We start from the raw sequence: 25,715 nt of genomic DNA, 5'->3' as shown, positions 1-25,715 counted from the left end.
TTAGCGTGGCTATTCGGAGGGAAAGTCATTCATGACTACGATAAGTTTGATCGGGGAATGCTGTTAGTAACAACACTTATCATATGGAGGCGTTCAGGATGGCTGTTAAAGGCGGGAGCGAATTAGTTAAATATATGACGGAACAATTCGTCACTTATATGGAAACACCGGCAGAGACACGTAAGCAAAGCAAAACGTCAGCCAAGGCTGTAAGGGAGCCATGGCTGACGAAATGGTTCGGGTGGGGACCGCTTAGTCTAATGTTATGGTGGCGCGGCCGAGCTGGACGTCAACGATAGAACTGTCCGAGCGTGAGGAGCAACGAGGCCGGAATATATCTTCGGACCTCCGCATTCTCGTCGCTTGATAAGCTAATAAACAACTCTCCATCGGACCATGTCGTATAACCCAATACGGACCAGACATACAACATTCGACCTTGGAAGGCTTCGCTGACATATCGGAGCTCTGCGCCATTACCAATGTTTTCTTTCATGATTGCAGCGGGATTCGAAGAAAATGGATAAGGGCTTGAAGTCAGCCATGGCAGTCGACCGTAAGGATCGAAAGCGGACATGGCAGACGATGCAATGACGGAAGCGTGGGCGTTAGTCAGCCCATGCTTCTTTGCGTTACCTTGTAAACGGCTCCAGCCTTCGGAGTCTACAGGAAGTTCCTCGCCGGAATAAGCATCTGTATAATGAACATTGTTACTGGCGATATCCGTTGTTGCATTGTTCGTCGTAACCTGCCATGCAGCTTGCAAGGGGTGTACATAGAGCCTCCTTGCTTTCATTGACGATCCCGTCAAACCTAACTTCTCTAATGTTAATTGAAGCGACTGATTGCTGAATGGCGGATATTCGCCAATCCCGTATTCACCGAGTATAAAACCTCCTGCATCCTTCGCATAAACGACCATATACCCTACGATAAGCTGATTTTTCTTGAGCAATACGAGCCAGCTGTGCGTTCCGGGTCCAAGCGGCGCAGTGCTAATCCAAGAGCCACGCCAATCCTTAAATGTTTCATCCCCGGAGCTAGACAACTCGTCCATCCATACTTTTGCTTGCTCTTTGAGCGTTATTGCCTGTTCGCCAGGTTGGTGCGTCACGGTATAAGCGGGCGTAAATTCTTGGGCGGAAGCTCCGCTCGAGAGACTGAGCATAACAGCAAGCATCGTTGCCGCTGTCGCGATTTTCCAGCTATTGCGCATCATTATCACCTCTGTTGTTCATTGTAGCGGACAAGCTCGAAGAAGACTGTTGCAACCTGTCGTTCAATATCGGGAGAGGAACCGCTTCTTTTGCCGCAATGAAACGATTCCCGTCAGATCCGTATCAATCAATGCCCTCCAGATGGAAAATGCCGCAGTTAATGGCGGATGCCGTCACTCTAGGCTCATATTGCCACTTAATCTCCGCTTGCCGCTGCGAGAATTGTTCCTGAATGGCAGATAAATTCTCTGGCAACGCATTTGCGATCAACGGCTCATAGTAGGAGTTAATTCGACGCAGCTCTTCTTGCAATCTTGCCGAAGCATCTTCGGCCCATCTGTAATCATATGACTTCAATTTGCGCTCCAATGCTTGCTCGATTAATGACAGCGCTTTGTTATAAGAGATCCCATTCCTCGCGAGGTGTATGTTGGCAGGCAGCCGCGGTGTCAGCTTCAACAATTGCAGCTGATCGTGGAAACCTTCTACGATATGACCGGTAACCAGCGATACGCCGAAGCTATGAATTTCATCTCGCTTACGATCACATGTCAGCTCAACGCGCAAATTGACGCCTAACCATGCGGTGTACGGGGTGGAGCTATAAGGATTGCCTCCGCGTTTGTCCGGATCTTGAAATAGATAGACATAGCTGCCCTTGCTTAGCGTTGCCCCAAACAAAACATCCAGCTTGCGAGATCCGAAATATAGGTCCTCGCGTGGTACGCGTGCCGGTGCGGCGATGCTGGAATTAATGAAACCAAATGATCGGGCTAGTGCAGCGTCTGCGGAAGAAGCCATGGGATCACTAGCAGTGGAGGCAGCTGACGTTGGCTCGGGTTTGGCGATCATCGCCTCATACTTGGGTTTGTCCGTGACAAACAAGAAGGTCATCGTTTCGGGTTCTGAACCTATCCGGTCGACAAAGCTCCAATAATAGGGGCGGTTCGTCAGCTCGCGGTCTGCCGCAGGTGAGAGCTTAACCATATAATGCGCATTCGACTTCTCTAATACCGAACAGCCTGTTGCGTCCAGGAACCGACCTACAAATTTGTGTATCTGCTTTTCGTTCACTGTTTAACCTCCACGCTCTGACCTAACCGATCCAGCTTCACAAGCAGATCAGGGCTCTTGGTCGGCTCATGATCCGAACGAAGCTGGCTGATGGAGCTGCCAAGCTGATCAAGCTGCTGCTTCAGCTCTTGCTCGTCGGTTGCTTCTAACATCGCCTTCGCTAATCGCTTCTCAATAGTTTCGCCGCCGTCCATTTTCTCCAGGATATGATCCAGCTCGCCAATAACAAGCTCGAACAGGTTGATCTTCTCGTGGAGAAGTCCGACGATATGCTCTTCGATCGTACCTAGTGTACACAGATTATAGATTCGGACATCCTCTTTCTGACCAAGACGATGCACGCGGCCGATCCGCTGCTCGACGCGCATCGGATTCCAGGGAAGGTCAAAATTAATCATGTTGCGGCAGAACTGCAGATTGATGCCTTCACCGCCGGCTTCCGTTGCGATCATCACTTGCGCGCGCCCACGGAACAGGTCCATCATCCAGTCCTTCTTGCCACGATTCATGCCGCCTCTGTAGGGGACAGCGATCATCTCTTTGGATCGGAAGAACTGCAGCAAATACTCTTGCGTTGCCCGATATTCTGTGAAGATGATTACCTTCTCATTCATCTCTTGGACGAGCTCCATCGCTTTTTCCGCTTTCGTATTGGCTTTGATTCCTTTGATCTTCTCGACGAGCCCCCAAATTCTAGGTCGCACTGGAGAATCCTCTTCCGTTTTCTTGAATAGGTTAATTAACGTTAGGAACACAGCGTCACGGCTGCTGCATACTTCGCGCTGCAAGGTGACAAGCGATAGCATACTGGACAGATCACCGCCGCTTTCGTTGTATCGTTCCTTGACGAAGCCCGTAACGGCATCATAAAGAGCTTTCTCGTCTTCGGAGAGCGACAATGGGATATTTTTGACATGACGTTTGGTGAAATGGATGCCGCCGTCGCCGCGCCGGTTACGAATCATAACGCTAGAGAGCGCCTCTTGCAGCTGATCCTCGTTTTTGGGCAATCGTTTGTCGACGACAAAGTTGGCAGCAAACTCGCTTTGACCGCCTAGCTGACCGGGCTTGAGTAATGTAATCAGGTTATATAATTCATCCAGATCATTTTGGATAGGCGTCGCGGTTAGAAGCAGGCAATACTTCTTGCGGAGAAGATTGGCGAACTGATAGTTCGTCGTTTTTTTGTTTTTGAGCTTATGAGCCTCATCGATGATGATGAGATCGTAATCGGTGCCTAACACCTTCTCGCGATGGGGCTCGCGCTTGGCCGTATCGATGGAAGCAACCACAACATCGTATCCCCAAGTATGCTCTCTCTTCTGAGCGACTGCGGAAATTCCGAATTTTTGATTGAGCTCCCGCACCCATTGCAATACTAAGGAAGCGGGAACTAAGATGAGCGCCCGTTTCACGAGTCCGCGGACCATATATTCTTTGAGGACGAGTCCAGCCTCAATTGTTTTGCCGAGGCCAACCTCATCCGCGAGAATTGCCCGCCCGCCCATCTCATGGAGCACTTTGCCAGCCGTTCCGATCTGATGAGGCAGCGGCTCAAAGTCTGGCAGCGTACGCAGACATTGCAACTCTTCGAAGCTTTCGACGCGTTTCGCTTGTTCGGCTTCCATTGCGAGTTGGTACAACGTCCAGTCATCCCACTGTCCGCCTCGGGATACGCGGTGCTGGAGCTCTTCGAACCAGGAACGGTCAAATTGCAGATCGACCAACGGGTGCAGTTTCCGTGTTGCAGTGCCCTCGCCGCTGGCCGTCGCTCCTGCCGCTGAAGGTTTGAATGATGACGATATTTGATCGGTCATAGGAAGCTCCTCTTCTTCGAAATAGAAAGTTTGTCATTAGTATGACCTAGTTGGCCCATAATCATAAGAGAAGCTGGAAAATGTAGTGAATGACTATATATTGTGTGTTAAAATGAAAAACAAATACTATATATAGTGAACACGTTGTTGGGTACAAGCTAGGTAAGGATATCTCGTTCAAATCCGCGGCAAGGGAGAGGATATCAGATGGCCAAGAAACTTGATGGACTGAGTGAAAAAATCTTCTTAGATCGTTATGCGAGAAAATGTCCGGACGGCCAATCGTGTAAAGCAGGGGACACCGTACTTGTCCTTGTGAAGGATGATCCCAAATTTCCTTCTAAGGAAGTAGGCGAAGTGATTCAGCGCGACGGGCAAAATGTTGTGATCCGCTTACTAAGCGGCGATGTGATGACATCAACAGTCGAAAAGATCATTTTACCTCTGGAACGGACGCCTGCCGAGATGTGGGAGCGGCTAGCAGAGTCGATTGCATCTGCCGAATCCTTGCCCGCGAAACGTTCGGAGTGGGTGGGGCGCTTCCGAGTGATGCTGGACGACTGGAAACTTGTTCCGGGCGGCAGGATTATGGCAGGAGCCGGCGCAAGTGATGAGCTGACGTTATTTAATTGCTATGTCGTGCCATCGCCCAAGGACAGTCGCGGCGGCATTATCCACACACTTGCGGATATGACGGAAATTATGGCTCGTGGGGGCGGCGTCGGGATGAATTTGTCGACGCTTCGACCTCGGCGAGCCATAGTCGCCGGTGTGAATGGGTCTTCTAGCGGTGCCGTCTCTTGGGGAGGCTTGTTCAGTTATACGACAGGGCTGATTGAGCAAGGTGGATCGCGACGAGGCGCGCTTATGCTGATGTTGAATGATTGGCATCCCGACCTCATGGAGTTTATTAAGGTCAAAGAAAACATGGGTGAAGTGTCGAACGCCAATTTATCGATATGCGTCAGCGACGATTTTATGGATGCGGTGAAACGGGATCTGGACTGGGAGCTCGTGTTCCCGGATACGAAAGCGGAAGGTTACGACGAGTTATGGGATGGGGATTTGGCGAAGTGGCGGAGTCTGGGCAAGGAGGTCAAAACCTACCGACGACTTCCTGCCCGCGATATCTGGCACACGATTATCGAATCGGCGTGGAGATCGGCGGAGCCTGGCGTCGTATTTATGGAACGGTACAATAAACAATCCAACAGCTGGTACTTCAACCCGATCACGTCAACCAATCCATGTGGCGAGCAAGGGTTGCCTGACTGGGGCGTCTGTAACTTGTCCGCAATCAATTTGTCCAAATTTTACGATGACGCAAGTCATGATGTGAACTGGGAGGAGCTAGGAGAGGTGATACGCTCCGCTGTTCGATTCCTGGACAATGTCATTGATGCAACGCCGTACCACTTTGAGGAAAATGAACGAAACCAAAAGTTAGAGCGGCGTATTGGTCTTGGGACAATGGGGCTGGCGGAGCTAATGATAAAGCTCGGTATCCGGTATGGCAGCGAAGCGTCGATTGGATTCGTGGATCGGCTGTTCGGTTACATTGCGAAGGAAGCGTATTTGGCTTCCTCGCGACTGGCAGCCGAAAAAGGCTCCTTTCCGGCCTTTGATACGGAGCTTTATTTGCAAAGCGGCTTCATGAAGGAGCTTGTTTCAGCGTTTCCTGAGGTGGCGGATGCGATTCGCAAACAAGGGATGCGCAATGTTACGGTGCTGACTCAGGCCCCGACGGGAAGTACAGGAACGATGGTCGGAACTTCTACAGGGATCGAACCGTATTTCGCCTTCGAATATTATCGTCAAAGCAGGCTGGGGTACGACAAGCAGCTTGTGCCGATCGCGCAAGAGTGGCAGGATCACAACCCGGGCAGCGAACTTCCCGATTATTTCGTAACGGCGATGAGCCTGTCTGCAGAGGATCATATCCGAATACAAGCCGCTATTCAGCGTTGGGTGGACAGCTCCATCTCCAAGACGGCAAACTGTCCGGCAGACTTCACAATCGAAGAAACGAAACGGTTGTATGAGCTAGCCTACGAGCTGGGATGCAAAGGAGTCACTATCTACCGTGACGGTAGTCGAGACGTGCAGGTGTTGTCGGCAAGCAAGAAGGATTTAGGGGAGGAATCGGCGACGGGCACGGATGCAGCGACGGATAAAGCGATAAAAGCCGATCGTGTAGAATCAGACAAATCGTACAAACGTCGCCCAGCCGTGCTGCGCGGAGCCACCTATAAGATCAACACGCCGTTCGGCATGGCTTATATTACGATTAATGACTTAGGTGGATTACCGGCGGAAATTTTCCTGAATGTAGGTAAGGCTGGCTCTGATGTGTTCGCGATGGCAGAAGCGCTTGGCAGGGTGTGCTCGCTCTTCCTCCGTTACGGCGATCATGGGGACAAGGCCAAGCTTCTTATCAAGCATCTGCAGGGGATCGGCGGGACTGGCGCAATCGGATTCGGCTCCAATCGCGTAGAATCGATTGCCGATGCCGTTGCAAAAGCACTCGATACACATATCAACGGTGAAATCGAGCAGCTTGATGCACAGCCGGACGATTCACATGCCTCGCTGGATCTATGTCCATCCTGCGGCTCTGCTGCCCTTGTCAATCTCGAAGGCTGCAAACAATGTTCGATTTGCGGATTTAGTAAGTGTAATTGAGTGTGGGGAACGCGGTGAGTCAGAATATCAGACACATGTCCCTATACCAAATCAGACCAAAAGCTCTCTGCAACCTGGGATTGATTGTTAATCCAATATTTTTCATACAGGCTATAGTACTTTCTTGAGCAGATGTTTATTCGGTGGACATTGATTATGTCTATTTAGATGGAAGGGTTCAGCCCCCATATCATATTGGGGTTGGCTATACCTCAGAGCATAGAGAAACCCAGCGTTTTTTCAAAACGTCGGGTTTCTTTATTTCGTTAATCACAAAAAAACCTCTCCAAATGATAGAAATATGAGAAAGATAAAAACTCCCACTCTGGATTCTAGCGATTTGTACTGTGACATATAGTAGTAACAACGCTAGAGTGAACTGGGGGTTGTTACGATGATGTACAAGCTGCGCGAATGGCTCGTGTCCGGCACTTTTTTTTCTGTTATTTGTTTGTTTTCGACGATAGTCAGCGTGGGATGGGGGCTGGCCGCCAACACTCAACCGACTACATATGCGGCAGTCGAAGAGATCCCGTCGCCGTCTGACAACTGGTTTCTGCATGCTGCTGCTAAGACAGAGCTGGCGGCTCTCGGCGGTCTGCAAGCTCTTCCGTCATGGGACAAGCTCAATCATCTATACGGTTTATCTTCGACAAGCGTCATCAATTCGACAGATATCTTGTTGGCTGCTGCTGACGATCAGAACATCGCAACGGACAAGCCGCTTACAGACAAAGATACGCAATCAACGACTTCGACGGAGGCAACCGTCCCTGTCAAAGCAACAACTGAGCAGCCGGCACAAGCTGCGAATACGCAAAAAGTCGATAAACCTGTTCAGGTTGCAAGCGCAGCCCCAACTTTCCTCATCTATCATACACATAACCGCGAATCCTATTACCCCGAGCTCAAAGCAGGAGCCAAGGATGCCAGCTCCAAGACGGTTAATGTCACACAAGTCGGCAAGCGGCTCGCTGCTAGCTTGGAGAAGCTTGGTCTGCCTTCCATCCACCAAACGACGGATTACCCCACTACGGTTACGAAATTCAACTATGCCTATTCCTACAAATATTCGAAACAGACGGTCGTTGAGGCCTTAAAGGATCATAAAGAATTGACGTATCTCTTTGACATTCATCGTGACTCGCAGAAACGGAATAAGACAACAATCGAGATCAACGGCAAGGCTTATGCCAAAATATTATTTGTTATTGGTGAACGAAATCCAAATTGGAAAGAAAACAAAGCATTTGCGCTTAAGCTTCATGAGGCGTTAAACGCAAAGTATCCCGGCATATCTCGTGGCGTTTTGTCCAAGGGGCCTGGGACGGGCAATGCGGAGTATAACCAATCGCTTTCGCCTGGCAGCCTCGTGATCGAGATGGGTGGCGTCGACAATACGCTCGAAGAAAGTTATCGTACAGCCGACGCGCTTGCTGCGGTAATGAAAGAGCTGGTAGTTTAGATATCCACTGGTCCGCTAGGAGTCTCCGCGCAGCAATCCCGTATTCTGGATGACCGTATTGACTTCAACTTCGTACTCTAGCTTGGGCAAATAATCTTGACGCCATCGTTGAAGCTGGTCACGATCCAGGTCTCCGCGGAAGTATTGACCGGCGGCCATGATATCGGCACCTGCTGCCTTCATCTTTCTCATGACGCGGTCGTACCTTGCCCGGAGCAGCTTGTCCACTTCTTCCTTGATTAGCTGCGGACTTGGATTGCCTTTGGTCTCGAGCAGCGTTACTCTTAATCGAATCTTTGATTGGAGATACGGAATTCCGTCCCGTATGCGATGATGATGGAAGTTGATACTGCAAATAATTTCGACGGTTACGTTTTCCATCACTTCGATTTTGCCCATTGCACTGCTGCCGGAGAAGGCACTTACGAGCAGTGTTTCTCCTTTCGTGAGTTTGCCTACCATTCGGCCGTTGCGAATAATGGCGGAGCCGTTGCTCTTGATGACTGTTCCGGTTCCTGAGTGTACAATGGGCATCGCGATATCATGTGTAAACGATCGCATGCTTCTATAGATTTCCCAAATATGGGTACTGGCGACTTGGGGATTCCAGCCAGCTTCTTTCTCGAAGAAGCTGAGTAGAACGGTGCCGTTGTTTTGGGTATATGAGTCAATGTTATGGAAGAACGATTCGAGAGGTTCATCGCAGATCGCAACCATCACCTTACTGGAAATATCGTGTGAGCGCATAAACGATTCGACCGCATCGCCAAGTCCTTCTTGAGCGAATTTATCCTCGAATAGAATGAGTTTGAGATGCAGCAGATCGATCTGACTCTCCATATTGGTGCTGATCTGATCGACCACTGCGCTTATCGTAGAGCCTTGACCTTTGATGACACGCAGGCTGGCGTTTGTATTGCTAGGCTCGGGCACTTGCAGGATGACTTGATATTGGTCACCGTTCTTGGCTATCCCCATAACGATTGGCAATGAGCGATGATTGATGTCCTTATTGTCCCAGCAGCCTCCGATTGGCATGGTAAGCACGATCACAAGGAAAGCAATCAGTATACGTTTGTTATTCATTTGACGCATGCCGGATGCCCCCCTTCCGGTGATGAAGGATCCCTAGCACAAGCGTGCCGGCGGGAATGACCAGCATGATATAGAGTCTCAGCAGCGTATTCCACCACAATAACTGCTGCAGATGATCCCAATCCGTAATATACGAGCATGCGATATATACAAGGAGACAAAGGACGGCTGCTATGATCAGTGAGCTAACTTTCATCATTCGCTGCACCATATAGATAGCGTTCCATAAGATCACAGATAGATAGAGCAATATTAAAGCAATCATGCTAAGCGTAAAGAACAGAGAGGCTCGCTCGAACATTAGCCAATTCACCTCTACGATGTCCGTCACCATAATAAAAGGGAAGAGGAAGGTGGAGGCTGAGCTATGTCCGAACGTTAATAGTGGCACATATACGGCGATTAACATCAAAGGAAACAACAGTAAACTGGCGTATCGAATTTTGCGCTGGTCAAAGGTGATCGTTGGCTGAATGAAACCAAGAAATAGGAAGCAGCCGCCCGATACAATTAAACTCATAAGGAACTGGCGATTAAACAGGAATGACCAGCTAAATGCGGTATTGTCGTAGAGAGGCACTAGATAATGCCAATCAACATGCTGGAACGATGATACAAGGACAAACAGCAGTGGGGGCACGCATAAGAGAAGCAACAGTACGCCTGTTCGGAATATCGCACCAATACCTTGTATGGCAAGATAAGTCGAGACGACAAGGATTAGAATCATAATTGCCCAGAGCGGTGTGCTGGACAGAAACATTAACGAGATAATTTCGCTATAGGCCCGTGTAGAAATGATAGCAACAACAATCAAGTACAAGAAAACGGGCGTCATAATGAGTAGGGTTGCCCATTTGCTCCACCTCATAAAGATATCAATGACATTGCTTTTCTCGAAGCGCCCGAGTCCCCACATATAGCTCCATACGACAGCGATATGGAGGATAAAACAAGCGAAGACAGCAATCCAGTGTCCGCTTTCCATCGCCACAAGAAGGTTGCTCGGATACAAAAAGAAGATAACGCCAATATGAATCAGTACATATAAGACGGCGACTTGACCCGACTTAACCATTCTGCTCACTCCTCGGTTTCATCAAATGGACGTAAGGGATGCCAAATGAAGAGATACTCGCCATATAGGCGCATATAAGAAATAAACCTGCAAGCAAGCCGATAACGCCATAAATGGCAGACAGCACGACGAGCAAATATTTGAACATCCGAATCGTGATCGAGTTGTGGAATCCAACAACAACTGACGCCGCAATCGTCGTCGCGGCAAGGATGATAATCAACAAATTGCTGACCAGCTTCGCGCTGACTACAGCTTGTCCGAGGATTATGGCGCCTACCATGGTAAGTGTCGGACCGATACTTTTGGGCAGTCGTATACTGGCTTCGAGAATAAGCTCTAATATGACCAGCAGCAGCAACGTCTCTACGAGAGACGGGTATGGAACATCGAGTCGACTCTTGGCGATGGACAAAGCTAATTCTATGCGCAGCACATCGGGATTAACTGAGACAAGTGCAACATATAAGCCAGGAATGAGGATGTTGATTAAAACACCGATGATACGCAAGACACGAATCAGGTACATAAAGATTACTGGAAAACTACGGTCATTCTCTATGGCAAACATGTCCCAGATCAAGCTCGGCAGAATGATGGCAAACGGCATACGATCGAGAAATAATACGACTTTTCCTTTGCGCAGCGCTGTCTCCGCTTCTTGAGGCAGCTCGGATGTATTAAATTTCGTGATGAGAGACCATTTGGAGAAGCCAAGCGCTAGAGACAGCTCCTGCAAATTACGGATATCCATCGTTTTGTTCTGTTCGATCATCGCCATGACGTTGTCTAACAAACTCCGATCAACCACATCGCCGCAGCACATCAAGATGAGCCGCTTCTGTTGCGTGGTGCCCAGCAGGAAGGAGTTGACCTGGAGATGCTCAGAAGCAAGCTGTCTCCGCGTTAGTCCGATATTGGTATCCATATCCTCGGTGTAAGCGCTGGATGGACCGCGCAGCACGTTTTCGGTCAAAGGTGTTTCGATACTCCGTGACAATACTCGGTTGACCGGGGTTAGTATGACGATCGTTTCTGCTAGCACGAATTTTAAGATGAGATCTCCGCGCAGAATCGACGAAAACAGCTTTTCTTCGGTTGGTTCATGCTCGATGTTACCTAAGTTAGTCATGATGGTGTTCATATCGAGATCCATCCTGCGATCATGATGAACTTGATTCTGAATATGGGTAAGTGTGGCGGTAAAGTCGAGGAGGGACGAAAGTCCAAGGATCTCTATCTCCAGATCGGCAAAGGTCAAGTATTGATGCCGCATATCTACGTTCATGCCTATTTTTTGCTTTAAATTTCGCAGATTCATCAGTAGAGGCACCTCACGTTCGGTTTTCTTCCATTATTTCCATTGATGCAGGACGGTCATACTGTCATAACATAAAATAACGGTGATAACATGTTCCTAAGATTATCATGACCGAAAAGAAGAAAACCGACCGGTCCAGTGGTGCTTGGACGGTCGGTTTTTGTTCGATTATAAGAATGTATATGCAAATACCATCACACGCTAGAAGATCCGATTCTTCCAGCCGTTAAGCTTCGCAAAGGCCTCTGCAAAATAATAGTCGCCATAGATTAGCGATACGTTCACATTCACATTGGCAGGTTTATGACCGGTACCTTCGCGGAGAATTGCCTCACGCTCCGGTATATCCCAATTTGCATAGTTTTCGCTTAATGCATACAGGATGCGCTCCGCAGCCGCAGCATAGATGCGCTGTTCGACAGCGGGCACCAAATCCGCAAGCTCGAGTAATCCAGAAGCGGCAATTGCACCTGCTGACGTATCGCGAGGCTCTTGCTCGATATTGTCAACACGGAAGTCCCAGTGGGGTACATGATCATCCGGCAAAGAGGCAATAAAGTAATGAGCGACACGTTTCGCCGCCATCAAATATCGTTCCTCTCCTGTACAGCGGTAGGCGATCGAGAGCCCATATAATGCCCAAGCATTACCGCGGCTCCAAGACGATGTGCTGGACAAGCCTTGTCCGCCTAACGCCTCGATAAACTCGCCCGTTTCTGCATCGAACGATAAAATATGGCAGACAGAGCCGTCCTCTCGAATGGCGTGTTTCAGGAATGTATCCGCATGCCGAATCGCGATATGTTTGAAACGAGGATCGCCGGTTGTGCGGCTAGCCCAGAACAAGAGAGGGATATTCATCATGCAGTCTACAATCGCCCAGCCGACCGCCTGTTCTACATTCCATGCGCGAATGAATCCGCCTTCGACATTGAAGCGGCCTGCCAGATATTGCGCTGCGGCCAAACCAATCCGTAAGCCTTCTTGATCGCCTGTCCGCTCGTATTTAAATACTGCCGTAGGCAGGAATTGAAAGCCTACGTCATGATGAAGCCCAATCGGGAGTTCTTTGAAACAAAGTTCCAGCTGTGCATCCCAGTTCCAAGCGGCATCCTTAAAGCTCTCTTTGCCCGTTACGTCATGCATGAGCCATAATAACCCCGGCCAGAAGCCGGATGTCCACCAGCTGTGACGCATATCGTCATAGATCCCGTCTTCATTCGCGACATGAGGGGATTTGCTTCCTATTTGCCCGATCATCGCTTCGACTTTGTCTGTGATACGAAGCATTATTTTTTGTTTATCATTTGCGTCCATCATTTACGCCAAGCCTCCCTGTTCATCCTTGTCATATGTGGGTATCTGCTCTCATTATAGCTTCTGACAAGGACGGGAAGTTGTTGTACAATGAATGAAAATGTTGTTCAATTGACATAACAGCGTGTACATAACGGAGGGAAGAGATGAAGGATTCGTTCTACCTGGCATTGAATCCGCAAAACAAATCATATCTGTGGTCACATCGGACGTTAACAGAGCAGCCATTCGATGGTTATTATCATTGGCATTGGGGGTTCGAGATGCTTTATGTGCATCAGGGGAACGGGCAAGTGATCGTCAATCAGAAATCATATGAGCTGCAGGCTGGGATGCTGTTCTACTTCCTGCCTAACCAATTGCACAGGTTAAACTTTGATATTAGGCACGGCCAGCCATACGAACGAAGTGTATTTCATTTCGAGCCAGCTGTGATGGACAGTTTTTTGGGAGCCTTCCCTTTAATGAAGGATCGGCTTCTAAGGATGAGAAAAGGTCTGTTTGAGCAAAGATTAGATTTGCTTAAGTACCGGGATGAAGTGGAGGCGGCGGTGGATGGCTTCCAGGATAGTCGGAATGCAGGAAACGGAGGGAGCGATGAACATGCGGCATTATTCCTGCTTCAGCTGTTATCCGTCATCCAACGTGTGACACCTGTAGAAGATAAAGGGCAGCTGCAGCCGATCAGACATGCCGATCGGATTATGGCATGGGTAGAACAACATTACGACGAGCCCTTCGAATTAGACAAACTTGCGGCCGAAATGCATCTGAACGGCTCATATGTTTCAAGACTATTCAGACAAGAAACAGGGAGCAGTATTACTGGTTATTTGGCCGCGCGTCGGATCCAGCAGGCATGCTCCTTGCTCCGCTCTTCGCAAATGTCGGTCGAGCAAGTCGGAGAGCGAGTAGGACTGCCGAATGTATCGTATTTCATCCAACTGTTTAAGCGAATGATGGGGACATCGCCACACCAGTACAGACTTAAGTTATAGAGACTGCACAGGTTTAGCTTTTGCGCTTGAGCTTGAAGTGAACGACAGCGCTATAGTGCGGCTTCTCCGTCCGAGGATTGAAGATCACCTGGTGAGAAACGGCATGCACATCGAGCATAAGCGCTTTGTTAATATCGATTGCTTGCTCAATAAGCGTCTCCAGCGTGTTTAGATCCTTTGCTTCGTAGAATTCGATTTTGGTATCCAATAGATCCAGCTTGAAATCCAATGCAATGTCCTCCTTGTTTGTTGAAATGTGAACGGTTGTAGAACTCTATTCTAACCGATCGTCATTCGGTATCCAACACAATTCAAATTATGATACGATAGGGTGGATGAGAAGGGAGGGTTGGCTCTTGGGCAACGTGCCTGCTTCTGTATGGATCTTTTCTGTAATTATTATCGCGCTAGTCACATGGGTTACTTTATGGGTGACCAAAAAAGCCTATTCAAAAAAATGGGATGATGCAGATCAATAGAATCATCCATCGAGACCAAAGCCAGCCGAACCCGGTTGGCTTTTTTGATATCACTAGATAGCACAAAAAAACCTTCCACATTAAATGTACAAGGTTTTAAATAAATGTATGATTGAAATTGGTCGTAAGGTGCTCTACCAAGCTGTAATATGTCCCAGGGAAAAGATGGTGCCGTCGAGAGGACTTGAACCCCCAACCTACTGATTACAAGTCAGTTGCTCTACCAGTTGAGCTACAACGGCACATTTTCAATTATTGCTTCATGCTTGGCACAAGACATATTATTGCACAATATTGATTTTCAATGCAAGCGATTTTTTGAAGTTATAATATTCAGATAATATCTGGCGAAAAGCGTGGTTTCGTTAGGCAGGAAACCACGTTTCCGCAAGCTTGCGAACACCCTCCACGATCCGTTTCTCATCCATCGCACCGAACCCAAGCATAAGGTATTGTCTGGCTGCTTCGTCAGGTTCGTTCCAATGTTTGATTGCCGGAAAGAGAAGGCAGCCGTTCAGCTGTGCGAGGTGGATCAGCTCTTCCGAGCTTCGTCCAGGTACGCGTAATAAGATATGCATGCCTGAGCTGTCCCCCACGATATGTACCTGATCCCCCATCAACAACTGGATGGAATCGATAAGCGCCTTGTATCTGGCATGATAAACGCGCTTCATCCGCCTGATATGGCGGCCATAGTGCCCTTGCTTCATAAAGATCCATACGGCCTGCTGAATCAATGGTGAGACCGAGCAGCTATAGGAAGCCAGTTTATCCTGCATCAAGGGGATAAAGCTGCGTGGCATGATGACGTAGCTTAGACGCACGCTAGGAAGAAAAGCTTTGGATAATGTGCCTAGATAGATCACGCGATCGTCACCATCCAATGCTTTCAACGACGGGATAGGGCGGCTGCCGTAGCGGAATTCGCTGTCGTAATCATCCTCGATAACAAGCGCTGCATGAGCTGCCGCCCACTGGAGCAGACGAAGGCGCTTCTCAATGGACATAACCATCCCAAGCGGGAATTGATGCGATGGGGTGACATAGGCGATCGCCGCATCGGATTCTTCAAGCATGTTTATGTCGATGCCGTCGGCAGCAACCGGGATGTTCTTTATCAGGCAATCCATGTTTTGCAGAACCGCTCTTACGCCATGATAGCCAGGTTCCTCCATTGCAAAGGGCAATTGGCGCAAATCCATGACTTGCAGCAGTAAGGAAATCGCGTATTGGGTACCAGCGGTAATAAAGATTTGATCGGCGGAACACGTAATACCACGAGCTTGATAGACGTAATCGGCCAGCTCCTCCCGCAGTCCAAGATGTCCAAGCCGGTCGCCATAACCGAGGATATCGTATGGAGAATCAGGGGCTGTTTCATTGATTGCACCAGCTAGACAGGACTTCCATAGGTCGAGTGGGAAGCGGTCAAATGCGATATCCCCGTATCGGAACACGTAATCAGGTGAGGGGTAGTGGTGACTGTTTGGCGCAACTTGCTCATTGGATCCGACTATTGGTAAACATGCCGACTTGGTTATTTTCCCCGCCGTAGCGCCCCATAGCTGTTCAATCGGCTGAATAAGGTAACCGCCGCGCTCTCGGCTATCCACGTACCCTTCGGCGAGCAATTGGCTATAGGCGGCTTCAACGGTATTCTTGCTAAGGGCTAGATGCTGGGCAAGGGAGCGAATAGCGGGCAATTTGGCGCCGCTCGGGAGCTTGCCGCTCTCTATGCTTTCGCGGATATAACGATAGAGCTGAGTGTATAACGGCGTACCTGATCCCTTATCGAATTGCGGAGTAATGGATATAATCATCAACTGTCCCCCTGATAAAATATATTTCTGTCACTTTTCGCCATGACAACAAACGATTATAGTGACCTTAACATATTTAATATTCCATTGAAAAGGGGAGATCGCCATGTTTGCGGTACGATTACAGAAACGATTGTGTACAGATCAGAATAAGATTGAGCAGTTCATCAAACAGGGGGAGACCGGTTATTTGGGTCTATCTGATGGAGGGGCGCCATATGTGGTGCCGCTGAACTATGTATGGCTGGATGGCTGCTTATATTTTCACGGAGCGACCGAAGGGCGCAAGATGGCGATCATTAGCCGTCATGCAGAGGCTTGTGTGACGATTAGCGAGTCATTAGGGACAATACCGCATCCCGTTCCGGCCAAGACGGATACGGCGTATATGAGCGTGATGGCATTCGGCCGGATTGAGCTCGTATCAGGGCTGCAGGAGGCGACAGAAGCGATGCAGGCGATGCTCGATAAATATGCGCCAGGTTATTATCAGGAGCGGCTCTCGAGCACACATGTTGAACGATATGTGTCTTCCATGGGGAGCAAGACGGCTGTGTTCAAGCTAATCATTAGTCAGTTGACGGCCAAAGAAAATGAGCAGGCGATATCTATGGCATAAAGAAGGGCAGTTTCCGGTTTAATAACCGAAAACTGCCCTTTGTTTGTTAGGCCGACTCGCCTTCCAGCTCCGCTTGCTCGATTTGCATTTCGATTTTGCGGATCCGGTTTTTGCTTGTTTCGCGAATAATAAACTTCAGATTTTCGTGCATGTATTCTTTGCCCGGCTTAGGATCATGCAGCTTGCTGTACAACCAGCCGCCGATCGTATCAACGTCTTCTTCGTCAAAGTGTTTGCCTGCCAGCGCCTCAAGTTCGTCCAGCAGTACTTTGCCGTCAAGCAGGTAACAATTGTCCGCCAACTGCTCAATTTCTTTCCGTTCGTCGGCATCAAATTCATCGCGAATTTCACCGACAATTTCTTCAAGGATATCTTCGATCGTTATCAGACCTGAAGTTCCGCCGTATTCGTCCACCAGAATGGCGATATGAACACGTTCCTGCTGCATACGTTTGAGAAGCATCTTAACAGGTGTTACTTCAGATACACTAAGTACCGGATGAACGAGCTTCTTGAACTCGAATGCTTTGTTTTCTTCGTAGGAGAGGAACAATTGCTTCGTATTAATCATGCCCACAATGTTATCTTTGCTCTCTAGCGCAACAGGGAATCTGGTATATTGTTCCTTTCGGATAATCGCGAGATTGTCCGCCAGGCTATTGTTTGTGTATAAGCAGATCATATCCGTACGAGGCACCATAATTTCTTTGGCGAGCAGCTCGTCGAAAGCGAAGATACGGCTGACATATCCGTATTCTGTGTTGTTGATCATGCCGCTTTGATAACTTTCGTTCAAGATGATCTGGATTTCTTCTTCGGTGTGTGCTTCCTCATGCTCCTTCATCGGCTTAAGTCCGAACATACGTACAAGCGCATTAGCGGAGCCGTTGAGCAGCCAAATGAATGGGAACATTAATCTGTAGAAGAAGATAATCGGCTTGGCTGTCAGGAAGGTGAGGAACTCAGCCTTCTGGATGGCCCACGATTTCGGCGCAAGCTCGCCGACAACGACATGAATAAAAGTGATGACGATAAAGGCGATACCAATAGAAAGTGCATGGCTTACAGTTTCGCTTAAATCAGCGCCTTCAAATAAGGGTAATAAAATTTTCTCTACTGTCGGTTCGCCAAGGAAACCAAGGCCCAGGGCTGTAATCGTAATCCCCAACTGACAGGCGGATAAGTAGGCATCCAGATTGCTCGTTACTTTCTGAACGGCAAGCGCATTTTTCCTTCCTTCCAGCACCAGCTGATCAATTCGGCTTGAACGTACCTTTACGATGGCGAACTCGGTCGCCACGAAGAACGCGGTCAAGAAGATAAGTAAAGCAATCATGAATAAATTAAGTCCTATATCACTATCCATTCTCGTGTCTCACTACCCTTGTCTTTTATTTTTTTTGGGGCATCAATCTATTGTTCTATTTACTTATGAATTACTATAACGAATCATGACTCCCGCTGACAACTTGCGAAAGGGACGTATTTCGCCTTATGCGTTCATTTTGGCCGATTATCTATGCTGAAAATACCATTCTCGTTGATTTTCTAACCTTTACAAGGTCGTTTCACAGCCGTAAGATGAGTTCATATGAACTCCAATCGGGAATAGAAGGAGGGGAATGCATGCAACATTTCTCGCTTACGCGTGCCGAAGCCGGTCATTTGCTCCTGGCACTCGAGTACGAAGAGGCGGACAGGCTGTCCGATATCATGCAGCGTGCTTGGGCTGCGCGTTGTCAAACAAAGCGCTCAGGAGAGCATCTTGTATTGTCTGAGCCGCTTCCACCTATTGCGATGAAGCTAATGAAAAGTGCAGGGCGTAAGGGACTCTCCCTTCACGAAATAGCTGAACTCGGACAATTAATCGAATTCGCAAGTCCATCCGCGACTTCCATGCAGAATTGGGTCAAACGCGACTTCAAGTCCTTTTTTGTGTGCCCGCAAGCAGGCAAAAAATATTCGCCGGGACAAGCGGCCCTTTTATATATGATAGATGACCTGAAGTCCAGTTTAGACTTCGATTCGCTGCGCAGTTTATTCACCATTCTATTCGGCAAACCTGTCGAGAGCAACGGTCGTTCGTTTAAGACAACCGGCAAACCGATTATCAGTCCGATTGCACTGTATGCTTGTTACGCTGAGCTGTATGAAGAGATCAAGACATTAGGACGAATGGGAGCCAGAAGCGGGGGACCTTTGGAAGAGGTTGTTCGGATCAAGGCGGACAAGACGGCATCGCAGCTTGCGCTTGGAACGGAGCTTGAACGAGAAGCGCTGCGCAATGTCTTGCTTGTAGCCGCCATTTCTGTTCATACGGCATACTGCCAAGCGGTAGCGCGAAGATACAGCGAGGCTACCTTATTCCTGGAATTATAAGCTAACATGATTTGAGAGGATGAAGACATCGATGTTTAAACCATTTATGAAAGCCTCCAGATTCAGGGTGCTGCCTGTTATGCTTATTCCTGTGGCGTTAGGCGCGGCAGGGGCATATGTGTGGACGGAGCAGTTCGATATCGTCCTGTTTCTGTTAACATTAGTAGGCGCGGGTGCGGCGCATCTGTTTTCTAATATGATCAATGATTTGTGGGATTACTACAACGGTACGGATGCGGCGGCGAAGGAGACCGAAGGTGCCATCTCTACAAACTCCGGATTTCTAACGGGGGGAGCTTGGAGTATCGGCAAGTTTCGAACAGTGACCTGGGCGCTGTTCCTTGTTGCTGCGGCATGCGGTATCGCATTAAGCTTCATGAGCGGCTGGCCGGTCCTCGTGCTTGGACTAGCCGGAGCGTTCATCGCCTATTTCTACGTCGCACCACCGATTAAGTTCGGATATCGGGGCAAGGGCTACAGCGAGTTCGCGATTCTGCTCGCGTTCGGGGTACTGCCGGTAACAGGCGCATATTATGTGCAGACTTCCCATCTGGATTATCGCGCACTCCTGCTATCGCTGCCAATCGGCATTCTGACAACACTGATATTGTTTAACCATCACTTCCTGCACTGGGAAGCGGATCGACAAGCTGGCAAACGGACGCTGGTGGTGGTCTGGGGCGAGAAACGTGCGTTACAATTTTCACGATTCCTGCTCGTGCTTGCTTATGTTTCGCTGATTGTATGCGTAATAGCAGGTGCCTTGCCGCTGTACGCGCTCCTGGCATTATTAACTGCCATTCCCTTGTATCTCGTATATGGCAGACTTGGCGCACATAATAAGTCTGCAGCTTATTTGCCGCTGATGGGCGCATCCATGCAAGCGACGATGCGATGCGGCGGCGTTCTGATCCTGGCTTTGATCCTGCAAGGAGCATTGCAGTAACATCAATAACAACCCGATTCAAACATACAAATGTACGCAAAAAAATTTACGCGATGAAAGAAGGCATACGAATATGGGAACAACCAAAGTGCTTGGCGATTTTCACACGATATTGAATGATGGAGAAGTATGGCGGACGGGCGGATTCCCGCTTCAGGATGGCACATTCTGGCCATATCGGGAGCCGGAGGCAGTGGTGATTGTACGTGACGGCATTCTGTATGTGCGCGCTGCGATTAGCCGATCGAACGACAAGGTGCAAATTCTCGACAATGCCAAACATATGTATTATTCGGCAGAGCCGGTTCAAGTGCCGGAGAATGGCGAGATCAGCTTTGAACTGAAAATCCGTGCGCGCACGAAGGATACAACACCAGGCGATCTCTATGATGGTTTTGTTTCACTAAATCTGCTTGACTTCACGACTGGCGGGGCGCTGGATTTTTTTGTCGGCAACGATCAATATGCTAGTGTTTATGCGGTGCTTCCGTTCCCAGGCGTCAAGGTGCCGGATACGGAAGGAACCAAATATTTTTGTATTTTCAAAGAAAACAAGGATTTTGCGCCTCGGGAGTTTAATACGTACAAGATTACGTATAACCGAAACGCGGACGAAGTTGTTTTCTACGTCAACGGCACTGAAGTACGGCGGGAGAGTCATGTACCTGTCAAGTTCAACCAATTCCTTGTTGCGCTTGGTATCATGACCGAGAAGGACTTGACGCCGGAGGGCAGCGTATCTGCACACGGTCAGACAGTTATCGCCGAATGGTCGCCGATCACGATCGAAACGAGCGAATAGTTCTAGTCGAAGGAGCGTTACGATGCTATTTGTGTTAATTGCCTTATGGAGCATAGCGGCGATTGTATGGGTATCGGAGCCGAGCTCTGCGGTTAATCGCAGACTCGGCGCGCTTGCGTTCACCGGCGGATCAGGGGCACTTGCCGCGATGATTGATTTGGAGTGGCTTCCACAGGCAACGCAGAACGGGGCGGGAATCGCGACACAACGTATTCTGTATGAATTGCAAGCGTTATCATCTTTATCCTCGTATTACGGCATACCGTATTTCTTCTTATTGTTCGCAATCGCATATAACGGCATCCGAATGAATTCGTCGCTAACTCGAACGTTGCCCCTTGTGCTATTGCTCCCGATTGTGATGTGCGTGCTGCTCACGCCATATTACACAACAGCGTATCCCATTAGCTATAAGGTTGTGGTGTGGTGGGCGGTACCATACATTCTGGCAGGCGCAGTATTGGTGCTGGCGAAGCGTGTACCTCCATCGGCGTATGCGCGCACGCACTGGATCGTCATATGCGCGACGTTACCCCCGATGTTGTTCTGTATGTGTATGAATTACATATTGCCGAGCTTTGGCATGCTTCGAATGTGGGTATATAATACTTGGCTTGTGCTGCTAGGCGCGTCGGTTTTCGTAATCGGATTGTTTACATACGGGTTTATGGGCGTTCGTGTCATGATTCAGCGCAAACGCTATGATTCCACCTTGAGGGCAGTAACATCTGGTACTGCCATGCTTAATCACGCAATCAAAAATGATGCTGGCAAGCTAAGGCTCTTCGGCGAGAAGATGAAGCGCTATGCCGTCGCAACGGAGCAGAAAGAGCTTCTACAGGACGTAGAAGCGGTGTTGTCTGCTTCTCGTCATATGGAAGAGATGGTACGGCGCGTGCATCGGCGAACGGAAGATATGGAGATCCGTCCCGAGCGTATCGAGCTAGCTGCTCTGCTTCGCGAAGGGGTAGAACAATTGAAGCCGGCTGGAGGCGCAGTCAGATTGGAGACAAATCTGGCAGAGGGATGGATCTGCAACGTCGACAAGGCGCAGCTGCTCGAAGCATTCACTAATATCGCGATGAACGGGATCGAAGCTTTGTCCAAAAGCGATGTCGGAGTATTGCGCGTGGAGCTCACGGCTCACAAGAGCGATCTGGTTATTGAGATTGCAGATAACGGACCGGGGATAACACGGGAACAGAAAAGCCAAATGTTCGAGCCGTTCTATACAACGAAACCCGGCAGCGGGAATTTCGGACTTGGTCTGCCTTATGCCATGCATGTCATGCGCAAACATAAAGGGAGCTTAAGCGTGCGTAGCCGTGAGGGCGAAGGAGCTGCATTCTACCTGTCGCTCCCGAAACGAGCGATTCAGGCTGAGCGAATATCAGGAGGGACAAGGATATGATTCGGGTTGGATTGCTTGAGGATGATCCCGATTGGCTACGTGGGCTGGCGGATTATTTGGGGTCGCAGTGGGATTTGACTATGGCATGGACCGCAACGAACGGCAATGAGCTGAGATCGGCGATAGCGGAGGCAGGCCCCGAGCAAAGTGCCGATGTTGTCTTGATGGACATTATGATCGATGGCAGACCCGAAGGGATCAAGCTTGCCGAAGAGACTGCGCTTACGACGGGCGCACGAATCATTATGTTAACCTCCATGGAGGAGAAGGAGCTTATTCTACGGGCGTTCCAGGCAGGAGCGATCGACTATCAGCTAAAGTCGGGCTTTGAAGCATTGCCGGATGCCATCAGGGGGGCTTACGCGAAACAATCGCCGATTAGCGCGACAGCGGCGGCTCAGCTGAGAGAGGAGTTTCGACGTCTCAAATTAGTGGAGAAGGAGTTTGAAGCGAAGAAGGTTGCAGATCTGATCACCCCTTCTGAGCTGCAGCTGCTTGGCTTGATCGATCGGGGATATTCGCAGCCTCAGATCGCGGGGAAGCTGTTCATCACACTGCGCACGGTCAAAAATCATGTGGGTAATATCCTGCGCAAGCTCGGTGCAGATAGCTCAAAGGAAGCGGCAGGAAAGGCGAAGGAGCTGGGTTTACTGGACCCTCATAAAGACGGAGAGTAGTACCACAAATAGTTGGTACTATTTTTTTTGTGCCAAAAAGGTAAGATTTTCTTAACAAACAAATGAAATGAAAGGCGGTGCAATAGATGTTCGAGATGTTTTCCGCTTCGCACTTGGCTGCGCTTGCTGTGATGCTGGCGGCCATGACCGCTGTAGTAGTGAACAGGAGGAAGCTGAGGGAACGACAAGCAGGAAGACGATTCCGGACCATTCTAGCCGCTGTTCTGATCGCATGTGAAACAACGCTTCAGCTGTCCTATGTGCTCGATAATGATTGGGGTATATCTTCGCTGCCGTTCCAGCTTTGCAGTATGACGCTGCTCATAGCGGCAGTGATGTTGTTGCATGCCAGCAAGCCATTGTACCCGGTCATCGTATTTCTCGGCGTATTAGGAGCCATGCAGGCGATGATTACACCGAATCTGTCGGAGCCGTTCCCAGAATTTCGATATTTTCATTTCTTCATCGCCCATATCGGCATTATGATGGCTGCACTCTACTGTATCACGGTAGAACGTTATCGCCCAACGCTAAGAGACACAATCTTAGCATTAATATGGCTTCATGTGCTGGCCATACCGGCTGCGATCACGAATGTCTTGACGGGGTCAACCAACTTTATGTTTCTGGCGCGCAAACCGGCATCCGCTTCGCTGCTCGATGCTCTTGCACCGTGGCCGTGGTATCTTCTACAGCTTGAGCTGGTGGCAGTTGTATTGTGTTTCATGATGTATGGCATTATCCATTTGGTCCACTGGACATACAGGAGGCAATCGAAATGAAGGATATGATAAAAAATCACTGGACGTCGCTGCTTGGAGCATTGTTCGTTATTAGCGCGTTTATTACATTGTTCCAATACACCGTCGACAAGAGCTGGATCACAGAGGAAATGAAGGTCGGCATCGGTCTTGCTGCAGGTATTGCCTTTGCAATCGGCGGCGGACGGCTGACAACAATCAAGCCAAAGCTTGCGCTAACGGGTCAAATCTTGCTCGGTATCGGAGCATGTGTCTTATATGCGACATTTTCGTTCGCCGGCATCTTGTACAACATGTGGGAGCCAACATTAGTTTTGCTCGGTATGACGGCTGTTACAGCAGGTCTGCTGGCATATGCACACCGGTTCAGCTCGCGTATGCTGACCAACATTGCACTTGCGGGAGGGCTTCTGGCGCCGTTGCTGCTCCGCCCGGATTGGGATTCCGTGTTCACTTTGTTCCTGTATGCACTGGTAATCAACGTTGCATTCTTTTATCTAAGCATCGCCAAAGAATGGATCGAGCTGCGAATTGCCGCATTTGCCGGAACATGGCTGCTGTATACGGTGTATTACGTGCACTTCGCTCCACCTACTGAAGGACTTTGGAATATGCCGATCCGCTATGCGATTGCTGCCTATTTGTTCTATACATTTGCACTGCTTTTCGCCTCGTGGAAGAGCAAGATGAGTTTCGACGGTGTCGATTTATATTTGAATGTGCTTAATGGGCTGCTCTTTGGTGTATGGGCGCAATTCATCTGGCAAGGCGAAGTATCCTATGGCTACATCATTGCTGGCATGGGTTCGATCTACGCTGTCTCAGGATTCGTCGCTTATCGCTTGGGTCGGGGCATGTCCGTTCCGTCTGCAACCTTTATGCTGGCTGGAGCGCTCCTATTGCTTATGTCGCTTAACAGTCTTGGCGAAGGTGTCCTCTTTAATGTTCTGATGTGGATCGGTTATATCGCGCTGCTTACCGGCATTGGTCATTTCAAACGGTGGTACGCAGCTGTTCTGATCGCATCAATTGTCTGGTTATACCTTGGCGTATACTGGTACGCGGTAACTTGGACGACTACTCGCGGCGAATGGTTCGGCGTCTACATTCCGTTCCTGAACTGGGGTGCGATGGCTTGGATTGCACTTGCCGCTCTAGGCTTCTACTATTCGAGATCGCTAAGACTTCCGGGAGCCACGGACATGATGAGCAAGGTGCTTTCTCGAATCTTCGCACTGCTGTCCCATCTGATTGTCGGCGGATTGATGACGAGACAAATTCAAAATATTTTTACGGAATATGTACCGAATTCACCAGGAGTGTACAAGGACCTGACATTATCGCTCGTGTGGGGCTGTTATGCGCTATTGCTTATTCTGTGGGGAGCTTATTATCGGGAGCGCACGTTCCGCATATTCGGCTCGATCGTTTTATTGGCAGTAGCCGTTAAAGCGATATTCTTGGATCTCGATGGACATGACGCTCTATACAAAGCAGCGATGTTATTGGTACTTGGCGGAATTTCGTTCGCCATTACATGGATTAATGGGAAGTGGAAATCAGAGGGGGCAGAAATTACCGCCACGGAAGTCAGCGAAACATCCAATAATGGCGATCCTGTTGCACATCAAGTAAACGAGGCGGCGGAGTCGAACAATGCCATTAATCAAGAAGATGGACAGAGGTAGCAGATTAGGCTAAAAACATGTACAATGGAAACCGATAATACTCATGTACCAGTGTGAAGACTTATTAGG

At 49.1% G+C, this 25,715-nt stretch carries 22 protein-coding genes and 1 tRNA gene; 12 read left to right on the top strand and 11 right to left on the bottom strand.

Annotated features, from left to right (window positions below; genetic code table 11):
* Window positions 1-98 precede the first annotated feature (98 nt).
* Entirely contained in the window at window positions 99-299 is a 201-nt protein-coding gene (locus ACX1C1_RS23090; RefSeq protein ID WP_458954474.1) for a YqzE family protein, read from the top strand.
* Here the strand turns inward: ACX1C1_RS23090 and ACX1C1_RS23085 are convergent.
* From ACX1C1_RS23085 to ACX1C1_RS23075, 3 genes are all read right to left on the bottom strand, one after another.
* Complete coding sequence (locus tag ACX1C1_RS23085) at window positions 290-1,219, bottom strand: hypothetical protein (protein ID WP_458954473.1); 930 nt, start codon at window positions 1,217-1,219, stop codon at window positions 290-292. The two genes, ACX1C1_RS23090 and ACX1C1_RS23085, sit on opposite strands and share 10 nt — an antisense overlap.
* Window positions 1,220-1,340: 121 nt before the next feature.
* A complete protein-coding gene (locus ACX1C1_RS23080) occupies window positions 1,341-2,291 on the bottom strand; it encodes a YqhG family protein (RefSeq protein WP_458954472.1) in 951 nt (316 codons plus the stop codon).
* Window positions 2,288-4,108 (bottom strand): DEAD/DEAH box helicase, encoded by a 1,821-nt coding sequence (locus ACX1C1_RS23075; protein WP_458954471.1) that lies wholly within the window; start codon window positions 4,106-4,108, stop codon window positions 2,288-2,290. The genes ACX1C1_RS23080 and ACX1C1_RS23075 overlap by 4 nt, the downstream gene beginning before the upstream one ends.
* A gap of 207 nt (window positions 4,109-4,315) precedes the next feature.
* On the opposite strand from ACX1C1_RS23075, the gene ACX1C1_RS23070 reads away from it, so the two are divergent.
* Together ACX1C1_RS23070 and spoIIP are read left to right on the top strand one after the other, a co-directional pair.
* Entirely contained in the window at window positions 4,316-6,790 is a 2,475-nt protein-coding gene (locus ACX1C1_RS23070) for an adenosylcobalamin-dependent ribonucleoside-diphosphate reductase (protein WP_458954470.1), read from the top strand.
* Between the two features lie 394 nt (window positions 6,791-7,184).
* Entirely contained in the window at window positions 7,185-8,255 is a 1,071-nt protein-coding gene (gene spoIIP / locus ACX1C1_RS23065) for a stage II sporulation protein P (protein ID WP_458954469.1), read from the top strand.
* 15 nt (window positions 8,256-8,270) lie between these two features.
* Here spoIIP and ACX1C1_RS23060 read toward each other — a convergent pair whose 3' ends face one another.
* The 4 genes from ACX1C1_RS23060 to ACX1C1_RS23045 all read right to left on the bottom strand — a co-directional run bounded on the left by ACX1C1_RS23060 (window position 8,271) and on the right by ACX1C1_RS23045 (window position 13,066).
* Window positions 8,271-9,350: a Ger(x)C family spore germination protein gene (locus tag ACX1C1_RS23060; protein ID WP_458954468.1), complete on the bottom strand. Its 1,080-nt coding sequence runs from the start codon at window positions 9,348-9,350 to the stop codon at window positions 8,271-8,273.
* Complete coding sequence (locus tag ACX1C1_RS23055) at window positions 9,334-10,428, bottom strand: GerAB/ArcD/ProY family transporter (protein WP_458954467.1); 1,095 nt, start codon at window positions 10,426-10,428, stop codon at window positions 9,334-9,336. The genes ACX1C1_RS23060 and ACX1C1_RS23055 overlap by 17 nt, the downstream gene beginning before the upstream one ends.
* Window positions 10,421-11,749 (bottom strand): spore germination protein, encoded by a 1,329-nt coding sequence (locus ACX1C1_RS23050; RefSeq protein ID WP_458954466.1) that lies wholly within the window; start codon window positions 11,747-11,749, stop codon window positions 10,421-10,423. The genes ACX1C1_RS23055 and ACX1C1_RS23050 overlap by 8 nt, the downstream gene beginning before the upstream one ends.
* A 201-nt stretch (window positions 11,750-11,950) precedes the next feature.
* A complete protein-coding gene (locus tag ACX1C1_RS23045) occupies window positions 11,951-13,066 on the bottom strand; it encodes a glycoside hydrolase family 88 protein (protein ID WP_458957771.1) in 1,116 nt (371 codons plus the stop codon).
* A 146-nt stretch (window positions 13,067-13,212) separates the two neighbouring features.
* Between ACX1C1_RS23045 and ACX1C1_RS23040 the strand changes: the two genes are divergently transcribed.
* Complete coding sequence (locus ACX1C1_RS23040) at window positions 13,213-14,064, top strand: helix-turn-helix domain-containing protein (RefSeq protein ID WP_458954465.1); 852 nt, start codon at window positions 13,213-13,215, stop codon at window positions 14,062-14,064.
* A gap of 13 nt (window positions 14,065-14,077) precedes the next feature.
* Here ACX1C1_RS23040 and ACX1C1_RS23035 read toward each other — a convergent pair whose 3' ends face one another.
* The 3 genes from ACX1C1_RS23035 to pdxR form a co-directional block, all read right to left on the bottom strand.
* Window positions 14,078-14,293 (bottom strand): DUF2536 family protein, encoded by a 216-nt coding sequence (locus ACX1C1_RS23035; protein ID WP_458954464.1) that lies wholly within the window; start codon window positions 14,291-14,293, stop codon window positions 14,078-14,080.
* Window positions 14,294-14,709: 416 nt separating this feature from the next.
* A tRNA-Thr gene (locus ACX1C1_RS23030) sits at window positions 14,710-14,785 on the bottom strand.
* A gap of 123 nt (window positions 14,786-14,908) precedes the next feature.
* Complete coding sequence (gene pdxR, locus ACX1C1_RS23025) at window positions 14,909-16,363, bottom strand: MocR-like pyridoxine biosynthesis transcription factor PdxR (protein ID WP_458954463.1); 1,455 nt, start codon at window positions 16,361-16,363, stop codon at window positions 14,909-14,911.
* A gap of 106 nt (window positions 16,364-16,469) precedes the next feature.
* Here pdxR and ACX1C1_RS23020 point away from each other — a divergent pair, with 106 nt between their 5' ends.
* Window positions 16,470-16,982, top strand: a complete 513-nt coding sequence (locus ACX1C1_RS23020; protein WP_458954462.1) for a pyridoxamine 5'-phosphate oxidase family protein — start codon at window positions 16,470-16,472, stop codon at window positions 16,980-16,982.
* Window positions 16,983-17,028: 46 nt separating this feature from the next.
* On the opposite strand, the gene ACX1C1_RS23015 is transcribed toward ACX1C1_RS23020, so the two are convergent.
* Window positions 17,029-18,348 carry a hemolysin family protein gene (locus ACX1C1_RS23015; RefSeq protein ID WP_458954461.1) on the bottom strand — a complete coding sequence of 440 codons (1,320 nt, stop codon included), beginning with the start codon at window positions 18,346-18,348 and terminating at the stop codon, window positions 17,029-17,031.
* Window positions 18,349-18,608: 260 nt separating this feature from the next.
* On the opposite strand from ACX1C1_RS23015, the gene ACX1C1_RS23010 reads away from it, so the two are divergent.
* From ACX1C1_RS23010 to ACX1C1_RS22980, 7 genes are all read left to right on the top strand, one after another.
* Window positions 18,609-19,361: a DUF1836 domain-containing protein gene (locus ACX1C1_RS23010; RefSeq protein ID WP_458954460.1), complete on the top strand. Its 753-nt coding sequence runs from the start codon at window positions 18,609-18,611 to the stop codon at window positions 19,359-19,361.
* Window positions 19,362-19,392: 31 nt separating this feature from the next.
* On the top strand, window positions 19,393-20,307 hold the full coding sequence (locus ACX1C1_RS23005; RefSeq protein WP_458954459.1) for a UbiA family prenyltransferase: 915 nt from the start codon (window positions 19,393-19,395) through the stop codon (window positions 20,305-20,307).
* A 73-nt stretch (window positions 20,308-20,380) separates the two neighbouring features.
* Complete coding sequence (locus ACX1C1_RS23000) at window positions 20,381-21,109, top strand: DUF6081 family protein (RefSeq protein ID WP_458954458.1); 729 nt, start codon at window positions 20,381-20,383, stop codon at window positions 21,107-21,109.
* A 22-nt stretch (window positions 21,110-21,131) separates the two neighbouring features.
* The gene (locus ACX1C1_RS22995) at window positions 21,132-22,520 is read left to right on the top strand and encodes a sensor histidine kinase (protein ID WP_458954457.1); all 1,389 of its coding nucleotides are present in this window, start codon (window positions 21,132-21,134) and stop codon (window positions 22,518-22,520) included.
* Window positions 22,517-23,197 carry a LuxR C-terminal-related transcriptional regulator gene (locus ACX1C1_RS22990; RefSeq protein ID WP_458954456.1) on the top strand — a complete coding sequence of 227 codons (681 nt, stop codon included), beginning with the start codon at window positions 22,517-22,519 and terminating at the stop codon, window positions 23,195-23,197. The genes ACX1C1_RS22995 and ACX1C1_RS22990 overlap by 4 nt, the downstream gene beginning before the upstream one ends.
* Window positions 23,198-23,283: 86 nt before the next feature.
* Complete coding sequence (locus ACX1C1_RS22985; protein WP_458954455.1) at window positions 23,284-23,979, top strand: YwaF family protein; 696 nt, start codon at window positions 23,284-23,286, stop codon at window positions 23,977-23,979.
* On the top strand, window positions 23,976-25,646 hold the full coding sequence (locus tag ACX1C1_RS22980) for a DUF2339 domain-containing protein (protein WP_458954454.1): 1,671 nt from the start codon (window positions 23,976-23,978) through the stop codon (window positions 25,644-25,646). The genes ACX1C1_RS22985 and ACX1C1_RS22980 overlap by 4 nt, the downstream gene beginning before the upstream one ends.
* The last annotated feature ends 69 nt before the right edge of the window (window positions 25,647-25,715 follow it).

It is taken from the genome of Paenibacillus sp. strain BS8-2 (genome assembly GCF_054483835.1).
The sequence above is the reverse complement of the archived record's forward strand: the minus strand, read 5'-3'. Positions and strand labels throughout refer to the sequence as shown.